This window comes from Paraburkholderia steynii, assembly GCF_900100565.1.
Taxonomy (GTDB): domain Bacteria; phylum Pseudomonadota; class Gammaproteobacteria; order Burkholderiales; family Burkholderiaceae; genus Paraburkholderia; species Paraburkholderia terrae.
Map to the genome: position 1 here is coordinate 233,661 of NZ_FNDI01000006.1, position 9,066 is coordinate 242,726.

Sequence of the window (9,066 nt, forward strand, 5' to 3'; positions counted from 1 at the left end):
TCGTTCGAGGTGGCGGCGCGGCGATCCTTGCCGATCGCCGTCGTGTCCTTCTGACCGATCAGCAGCGGCGTCGGCATCTTCCGCAGCCCGAGTTCATGGACGACCGGCTGCGAAACTTGCCCGGCTCTCCGTCTCATATTCAACGGAGAACGGTTGTCGAGCTGCGAGAAGTGCCGGCAACAGATGATCCATTCAGCTGTACGACTCGCCGCAGATGAGAACCCCCGTCAAGGCGCGCCTCTCTCGTCTATCACGCGCTTTGCTGCGTTGAATCCTGCCGTCAAGGCGTCATCCACCGTGTCGAAGACTCGATTGCCTTCTCCGACGAGCCCAATCGGTGAGCCTACCGGTCTTATCGGGTCCACCGTGCAGATACTCACCATTGCAACGTACCCCACCGGGGGCCCATAGGTGAATTCGCTTGACACGGCCCGCACCGACTCAAGCTTCACGGTGACCTCAAAGCCTTTGTACAAGACCATTTTTTCCATTGATTGACTCCCAGACTGGCAGACCGCGAGCCGGTCGCACGCGCGAATACAACGTAGCACAACAACATGCCGTGCAGCGCTGGTTTTTGCGGTCGGTCGCCAGGGCGCAAATGCTGGCGGCTCGCGATTCGCCTGAATGCACGCTCCCTCACAGCGACCGCCATCACCGCGGCTGCCTGTGGGCAAGTGACGGCGCGTGCCACTCAACAGCTTGGGTTTGCCATGCGGTCTCCTGGACCCGGCAGCAAATCGCCAAATGCCCCGGCAGTTTTCCTATCGATGAACGCTGGAATACGCTGGCGGGACAGAAAGCCGTTTGAACGCTCACCGATTCGTCGGCACCGCCGCCAACCCGTCCAGCAACGCCTTGTGAAACGCCGCCGGGTCCTGCATCTGCGGCGCATGGCCGAGTTCGGCGAACTCGACGAGTGTCGCGTGCGGAATCGCCTTCGCCGCCGCCTTGCCCAGCTCCGGGTAGTGACCGATCTTCGCGCGTACCTCGGGAGGCGCGGCGTCCTTGCCGATCGCCGTCGTATCCTTCTGCCCGATCAGCAGCAGCGTCGGCATGCTCAACTGCCCAAGCTCATAGACGACCGGCTGCGTGTAGATCATGTCGTACAACAGCGCCGAATCCCACGCGACTTCCTTCTTGCCCGGCCCGCGGTACATCCCCGCGAGCATCTGCACCCACGGCTCGAAATCGCTGCGCCACTGGCCCGAGTAGTAGGTCGCCTGCTCGTAGCGGCGGATGCCGTCCGCCGTGGTCTTCAGTTCGCGCTCGTACCACTGGTCGACGGATAGCGACGGTACGCCCTTCGCCTTCCAGTCCTCCAGCCCAATGGGATTGACGAGCACCAGTTGCTGCGTCTGCGCCGGGTACATCAGCGCGTAGCGGATGGCCAGCATGCCGCCCGTCGAATGTCCGACGATAGTCGCGTTCTTCACGCCGATCGATTCGAGCAGCGCATGGGTGTTGCGTGCGAGCTGCTGAAAGCTGAACTGGTAGCGCTGCGGCTTGCTCGACTTGCAAAAGCCGATCTGGTCGGGCGCGATCACCCGATACCCCGCCGTCGACAGCCGCTCGATCGTGCTTTCCCATGTCGCGCCGCAAAAATTCTTGCCGTGCAGCAGCACGACGGTGCGGCCGTTCGGATGCTCGGGCGCGATGTCCATGTAAGCCATATGCAGCGCCTCGCCTTGCGAGGTGAACTCGAACTGCCGTACGGGCGCGGGATAGTTGAAGCCCTGCAACTCGGGGCCGTACGCGGGACCGTCGTCGGCGGCGGGCCCGCTCGAGGCGGGCGCGGCGGCGGCATTGACGGCATCGGCGGCGCACGCATCGAGGCCCAGCATGGCGATGCAGGCGGACAGGGAAACGGCAACGAGGGATGAACGGAGTGTCATAGGGTGGCGGACAAAGGCAAGGACAGGAGCAAGGGAAACCCAGGCCCGTCATGATGCCCGCGTCGCGGCCCGCTTGCAGCGGCGCGTGCAATGGCCTCGCCGAAGCAGCCGCGCCCGCGCTTCAAACAGCCGTTTCAAGTCCCGCACGAGTTCCGCGCGTGATCCGTCCGGCATAATTTGCCCGAACGGCTGACGGCTAGGCATCGCGAGGCCGCCTTTTCTACCGACCCGTGCGCGGCCCTCTCCCGCCGGACCATGCACGAATGTGGCATGGCGAACGCGGCATGTTGCGCGCGGCAGGCGCATGGTCCAGACTAATCGCTGGCCGGCGGGAACGTGCATTGAGAACGCCAGCCGACAGCCAGGGCCAGAAGCCATCGCGCAAAAGACCAAGACCACAACAACAACGCACAGCGTCAGATAAAAGACAAAAAGCACAGCAACGCCGGGGCAAACAAAAGCTTCCACCAGGGCTCACCAATAAACGGAGACGCACATGGATTCGCCGGCAAGCCTCAACGATCTTCAACACACGACACTCGCCATCGTCCTCGCGGGCGGACGCGGCACGCGCCTCGGACCGCTGACGAACAAGCGCGTGAAGCCCGCCGTACACTTCGGCGGCAAATACCGGATCATCGATTTCGCGCTGTCCAACTGCCTGAACTCGGGCATCCGCCGGATTGCCGTCGTCACGCAATACAAGGCGCACTCGCTGCTGCGGCACGTACAGCGCGGCTGGGGCTTCCTGCGCGGCGAGTTCAACGAGTTCATCGACCTGTGGCCGGCGCAGCAGCGCGTCGAAGGCGCGCACTGGTATCGCGGCACGGCCGACGCCGTGTTCCAGAACCTCGACATCATCCGTTCCATCGGCCCGAAATACGTCGTCGTGCTGGCGGGCGATCACATCTACAAGATGGACTACACGCGGATGGTGATGGATCACGTCGAATCGGGCGCCGATTGCACGGTCGGCTGCATCGAAGTGCCGCGCATGGAAGCGACGGCGTTCGGCGTGATGCACGTCGACGAGCAGCGCCGCGTGACGGGCTTCGTCGAAAAGCCCGCCGATCCGCCCGCGATGCCCGGCCACCCCGACATCGCCCTCGCCAGCATGGGCATCTACGTGTTCAGCGCCGACTACCTGTACTCGCTGCTCGAGGAGAACATCAGCAGCGTCGCGACCGACCACGATTTCGGCAAGGACATCATTCCGCGCGTCGTCACGACGGGGACGGCGATCGCGCATCCGTTCAGCATGTCGTGCGTGTCGTCGGACCCGAACGTCGAGCCGTATTGGCGCGACGTCGGCACGATCGACGCGTACTGGGCCGCCAATCTCGATCTGGCGTCGACGATTCCCACGCTCGACCTCTACGACCGCAACTGGCCGATCTGGACGCACCAGGAACAGCTGCCGCCCGCCAAGTTCGTGCGCGACCTGAACGGGCTGCAAGGCTCGGGCACCAACCTGATCGTGTGCGGCGGCTGCGTGATCTCCGGCTCGCAGATTTCGCGCTCCGTGCTGTCGTCGAATGTGGTGGTGAATTCGTTCTGTAACATCGCTGAGGCAGTCTTGTTGCCGCAGGTGTCGATCGGCGCGAGTTGCCGGTTGCGCAAGGTCGTAATTGACCGCGGTTGTCAGATTCCCGACGGCACCGTGATCGGCGAAGACCCGGTGCGCGACGGCGAACGCTTCTACCGGACCGACAGCGGCGTCGTGCTGGTGACGGCCGAGGCGCTCAAGCGGCAGTCGGCGGCTGCACGGTAGCGCCCGGCGGGGGGACAAGGCAGGCACGGCGACCGCAGGCGGCACGCGACGAAGCACGACGCAGTGCGCAGCGCTCCAGCGGGAGCCGCCGCGCGCCGCCCGTCTCCGTTGCGCTCCGTCAAGCTCCGTTATGCGCGCGCTGCACGGCGCGGATCGACACCGTGCGACGCACCGAAACGACACTGCGCAATCCACCGCAACCCTAGCGAACAGGACTGAAGCCCATGACGATCCGCGCGCTGCATGTCGCAAGCGAGCTGTATCCCCTTCTGAAAACGGGCGGCCTCGCCGATGTCGCGGGCGCGCTGCCGCCCGCGCTGATCGAGCTGGGCGCCGACGCGCGCGTGCTGCTGCCCGGCTTTCCCGCTGTGATGGCCGGGCTGTCGGACCTGCAGCCCGTCGCGCGGATCGGCGATCGCTTCGGCGCATCGAACGTCACGCTGGAGCGCGGCACGCTGCCCGCGAATGGCCTGGTCGTCTACGTGATCCGCGCGCAGACGCTGTATGACCGCGTGGGCAATCCGTATCTCGACGCCGAACACGTGCCGTACGGCGACAACGCTCAACGCTTCGCGATGCTCGGCTGGACAGCCGCGCAGATCGCGCAGCATCTCGACCCCGCATGGGCGCCGCAGATCGTCCACGCCCACGACTGGCACGCGGGGCTCGCGCCCGCCTATCTGAAAGCGGCCGAACGCGAGCACGGCAAGCCCGCCGCACGCACAGTGTTCACCGTCCACAACCTCGCGTATCAGGGCGTCTTCCCGTCGCATCAGTTCGGCCAGCTCGGACTGCCCGCCGACTTCTTCAATATGAGCGGCGTCGAGTTCTACGGACAGATGTCGTTCCTGAAGGCGGGCCTGTTCTACAGCGACCGCATCACGACCGTCAGTCCGACCTATGCGCGCGAAATCCAGACGCTCGCGCAGGGCGGCGGCCTGGACGGGCTGTTGAGCCAGCGCTCGCATGATCTGTCGGGCATTCTGAACGGCGTCGACTATACGATCTGGCAGCCGACCACCGACTCGCTGATCGCCGCGCATTACACCGACACGCGCCTTGTCGGCAAGCGTGCGTGCAAGACGGCGCTGCAGGAGCGCTTCCATCTCGCGCCGAAAAGCGACGCGCTGCTGTTCGGCGTCGTGAGCCGGCTGACCGAACAGAAAGGCCTCGATCTGCTGCTCGCGGCGCTGCCCGAAATCATCAAGCGCGGCGGCCAACTGGTCGTGTTCGGCACGGGCGACCCGGCGCTCGAAAACGGTTTGCAGCTCGTCGCACAGGCGCATCCCGAGAGCGTCGCCGTCGAACTCGGCTTCGACGAAACGCTCGCGCATCAGATCGTCGCGGGCAGCGACGTGATTGCCGTGCCGTCGCGGTTCGAGCCGTGCGGCCTGACGCAGCTCTATGCGCTCGCGTATGGGTCGCTGCCGCTCGTGCATCGCGTGGGCGGCCTTGCTGATACGGTCGTCGACGCGTCACTGGAAAACATCGCCGACGATCAGGCGACAGGCTTCGTGTTCGAGCGCTTCGAACCGGAAGCGCTCACGGCCGCGATCCGCCGCGCATTCGCACTGTATGCGCGGCGCACCGACTGGAAAGCCACGCAGCGCCGCGCGATGCGCCAGGACTTCGGCTGGGGCGCGTCGGCGGAGCGCTATCTCGCGCTGTACCGCGAGCTGGTGTGAGCGCGTAAGCCGGTAAGCGCGCCGCATGATCTTGCGCAACATCGGCTTGCGCATTGATGGTTCGGCGCAACACGACGGGGCCGGATCGATTCCGGCGCGCGAAAACTCATGTATCTTGTGATGAACAGGGCGTGACGCGCCCTGTCGGCGACGCGCTGTCGCGCATCGTCGTTCGTCGTTCGTCGTTCGTCGTTCGTTGTTCGCCGCGCCAAAGCGGTGCATCGAAGCTGCTCATCCGTCGCGTATTCTTTCTCCCGGCGCCCTTCTCGCGCCGTATCGGTTCGACATGAAAAACGTTCTGAGCATCCAGTCGCACGTCGTATTCGGGCACGCGGGCAATAGCGCCTCGGTGTTCCCGATGCGGCGTCTTGGCGTCAATGTGTGGCCGCTCAACACGGTGCAGTTCTCGAACCATACGCAGTACGGCCATTGGGAAGGTAGCGCGATCGATGCGTCGCAGATGCTCGCGCTCGTCGAAGGGATTGGCGCGATTGGCGTGCTGCCTCGCTGCGACGCCGTGCTATCGGGCTATCTCGGCACGCCTGAGCAGGCGCAGTCGGTGATCGAGATCGTGCGCGCCGTGAAGTCGGCGAACCCGCATGCACGCTATTTCTGCGATCCGGTGATGGGCACGTCGACGGGCTGTCGCGTCGAGCCGGGCATTCAGGAGTTTCTGGTCCGGACGATGCCCGAAGTGTCCGACGTGATGTGCCCGAACCATAGCGAATTGCAACGGCTCGTGGGGCGCGAGATCGAGACCGTCGAGGAAGCCGTCGCGGCGTGCCGAGAGGTGATGGAGCGCGGGCCGAAGATGATGCTCGTCAAGCATCTGCTCGATCGCAACAGCCTCGCGGACCGCTTCAACATGCTCGTCGTCACGCAGCGTGAAGCGTGGATGGGACAACGGCCGCTCTATCCGTTCGCGCGGCAGCCGGTAGGCGTCGGCGATCTGACGAGCGCAGTGTTCGTCGCGCGCACGCTGCTCGGCGATTCGGTGCGTAGCGCGTTCGAGCATACGGTCGCCGCCGTGAACGCCGTCGTGCATGCGACGTGGGACGCCGGGCGTTATGAGTTGGAGATCATCGCCGCGCAGGATGAAATCGCCCGTCCACGGGAATGGTTCGATGCGTGGGTGGTGGAGTCGGCTTAGGCAGCAGACTTAAGGCAACGGGCACAAGAAACGCCCCCGTCAGCCTGACGTCCTATAATGCGTGCCGCGCGTAAAAACGCGCGGCATTTTTTATTGGCACTGGTTGACTGGCAAGAGAGGCATCGATGGACGGCACTATCCGCAGCGAACGTGAAGAGCAGTTTGAAGAGTTGTGCATCAGCGTCGACGCAGACGAGACGCACGAGCAGGAAGCGATCGAATTCTTCGAAGCGCAATTCGGCGAAGCGGATTTCGATGCCGCGCAATGGCTCGATATTGCGCTGTACTATTCGCCCGCCGTCGCGCGCGGCATCGTCGACATGGTCACGCCCGACGACAAGGCGCGCAGCAACATCGCCCAGGTGATCGCCGACAATCTCGACATCTCGTACGGCGAAGACGAGTGCCAGCAGTTCGCGGAAACGATCCAGTTCGCGCTGGCCAATGGCGTGCCCGTCGATCTCGACGTGGTGCTCGACGGCTGTCACCGCGCGATCGACGACCTCGATACGTGGGCCGAAGACGACGTGAAGGAACCGCTGCTACGTCTGCGCGAAGAACTGTTGCGCATGCAGGGCGAGCAGTGAACGCTCCGCTTTAGAACACACCTACGCACACACCCGCGCGCAGCGCTTTCGGCATCAGGCGCTGCGCGATTCAAACGTGCCCGATCAGGCGGCACCACAAGCGCATCACGCGGCCCTCCTCCGCGCCCTCCTGCCCGACATCCCGCTTCATCTTCGCAGCCAACGCTTAAAAACGAGCGGCGACGCTGTGCTGAAATGCGCATCCAACATGCCGCGAACTGCCAAGACGCACGCATATTGGCTTTCTATATTCGCGCCACGGATCGGCTGCAGCACGCGGGTTGCGCGACATTCCCGGTCCGGCGGCAGACGGCGCGCAGTGGTTTTGGCTTTGGTGTTTTCCAGCATTGCCTTGCACACTGCAACGTCCGTAATCTCGTCCGTGTTTTTAGTCCGTGCATTGTTTGCATACGCATCGAAGGAGACCTGTCGACACACTGCATCGCGCAATCCGACCGGCAGCGCCGCGCTTTCGAATCACGCGCGGCGCGCATTGCAAGCCGGCTGTTTTTCCCATCCCTGTCTGCCGATGTAAGGAGAAACCATGAGCTTTTGCAAGACGCTGAACCCGTTTGCCGTGGTGTTGGGCGCCGCGCTGTCCATCGCGCCGCTCGCCAGTTTCGCCGCCGACGAACTGCCCGTGAAAATCGGTTTCGCCGCGCCGATGACGGGCGCCAACGCCGGCTACGGCAAAGACCTGCAGAACGGCGTGCGGCTTGCCCTCGAAGAAGCCAACGCGCAGAAGATCAAGATTGGCGACAAGGTCGCGCACTTCGACCTCGTGTCCGAGGACGATCAGGCCGACCCGCGCATCGGCGTGCAGGCCGCGCAGAAACTGGTGGATCAGAACGTGTCGGGCATCGTCGGCCATTTCAATTCGGGCACGACGATCCCTGCATCGCAGATCTATGAGCAGGCGGGCATTCCGATGATCGACCCTGCCGCGACGAACCCGACCATCACGAATCGCGGGTTTGCGAACACGTTCATGGTGATCTCGACGGACGCGCAGAACGCCGGCAACGCGGGCACGTACGCGGTGAAAACCACCAAGGCCAAGCGCATTGCGATCATCGACGACCGCACGGCATTTGGCCAGGGCGAAGCGGACGAGTTCGAGAAGGCGGTGAAGGCGGCGGGCGGCAACATCGTGGCGCGCGAGTTCACGAGCAACACGGCTGTCGACTTCAGCACGCAGCTCACGAAGATCAAGTCGACCAATGCCGATCTGATTTTCTTCGGCGGGCTCGATACGCAGGCGGCTGCGATTGCGAAGAAGATGAAGCAGCTTGGGATGACGGCGCAACTGCTGGGTGGCGGCGGTGTTGAAGACCCTGAGTTCATCAAGCTTGCCGGCGATGCGGCCGAAGGCGCGATGGCGTGGGAGTATGGCCGACCGCTCGCGCAACTGCCGGGTGGCAAGGACTTCTCGGCGAAGTTCAAGAAGCGGTTTGGCGATGACATTCTGTCGTATGCGCCGTTCGGGTATGACGCGGCGTGGGCCGTGATCAAGGCGATGGAAACGGCGAAGTCGACGGACCCGAAGGTTTATCGCTCAGCGCTGAAGTCGATCAGTTTTGAAGGGGTGACGGGGACGATTTCGTTTGATGCCACAGGGGCGTTGAAGAGTGCTGCTTCCACCCTGTATCAGGTTAAGAATGGGGTTTGGGTGCCTGTTGTTACGAAGAGTGGGGTTTAAGGTTTAGGGTTTGGGGTTGGTTTTGCCAGCGGGCGCTATGTTTTGGTTTGTATGGCGCTTTGCTGGCATTCGCCGGTTGAGCCTTCGCGGTGCGGACGTTGCCGGGCTGTTTTGGCTTTGCGCTGGCATCCGCGATTCGTTAGCGTGCTTCAAGCGTCGCCCCTGTGCGGGGCGGCACCTACTTTTCTTTGCCGCCGCAAAGAAAAGTAGGCAAAAGAAAGCGGCTAACACCGCCAGTGCTAGTGTTTGCCTGAGGGCCCCCAAAGGTTCTTACGCTTC

Annotated in this window: 8 protein-coding genes; 5 read left to right on the forward strand and 3 right to left on the reverse strand. The window is 63.6% G+C overall.

What is annotated here, in order from left to right:
* Window positions 1-227: 227 nt before the first annotated feature.
* Window positions 228-491 (reverse strand): hypothetical protein, encoded by a 264-nt coding sequence (locus tag BLT65_RS13670; protein WP_091778408.1) that lies wholly within the window; start codon window positions 489-491, stop codon window positions 228-230.
* A 324-nt stretch (window positions 492-815) separates the two neighbouring features.
* Window positions 816-1,844, reverse strand: a complete 1,029-nt coding sequence (locus tag BLT65_RS13675) for an alpha/beta fold hydrolase (protein ID WP_091778410.1) — start codon at window positions 1,842-1,844, stop codon at window positions 816-818.
* 547 nt (window positions 1,845-2,391) lie between these two features.
* On the opposite strand from BLT65_RS13675, the gene glgC reads away from it, so the two are divergent.
* From glgC to BLT65_RS13695, 4 genes are all read left to right on the forward strand, one after another.
* The gene (gene glgC / locus BLT65_RS13680) at window positions 2,392-3,666 is read left to right on the forward strand and encodes a glucose-1-phosphate adenylyltransferase (protein ID WP_042308377.1); all 1,275 of its coding nucleotides are present in this window, start codon (window positions 2,392-2,394) and stop codon (window positions 3,664-3,666) included.
* A gap of 224 nt (window positions 3,667-3,890) precedes the next feature.
* On the forward strand, window positions 3,891-5,351 hold the full coding sequence (gene glgA, locus BLT65_RS13685) for a glycogen synthase GlgA (protein ID WP_091778412.1): 1,461 nt from the start codon (window positions 3,891-3,893) through the stop codon (window positions 5,349-5,351).
* Between the two features lie 286 nt (window positions 5,352-5,637).
* Window positions 5,638-6,501, forward strand: a complete 864-nt coding sequence (gene pdxY / locus BLT65_RS13690) for a pyridoxal kinase PdxY (protein ID WP_042308519.1) — start codon at window positions 5,638-5,640, stop codon at window positions 6,499-6,501.
* Between the two features lie 125 nt (window positions 6,502-6,626).
* Window positions 6,627-7,088 carry a hypothetical protein gene (locus BLT65_RS13695; protein ID WP_079499225.1) on the forward strand — a complete coding sequence of 154 codons (462 nt, stop codon included), beginning with the start codon at window positions 6,627-6,629 and terminating at the stop codon, window positions 7,086-7,088.
* A 147-nt stretch (window positions 7,089-7,235) separates the two neighbouring features.
* Here the strand turns inward: BLT65_RS13695 and BLT65_RS13700 are convergent, their stop codons facing one another.
* Complete coding sequence (locus BLT65_RS13700) at window positions 7,236-7,436, reverse strand: hypothetical protein (RefSeq protein ID WP_091778414.1); 201 nt, start codon at window positions 7,434-7,436, stop codon at window positions 7,236-7,238.
* A 196-nt stretch (window positions 7,437-7,632) separates the two neighbouring features.
* Between BLT65_RS13700 and BLT65_RS13705 the strand changes: the two genes are divergently transcribed.
* Window positions 7,633-8,787, forward strand: a complete 1,155-nt coding sequence (locus BLT65_RS13705) for a branched-chain amino acid ABC transporter substrate-binding protein (protein ID WP_042308371.1) — start codon at window positions 7,633-7,635, stop codon at window positions 8,785-8,787.
* Window positions 8,788-9,066: the final 279 nt, after the last annotated feature.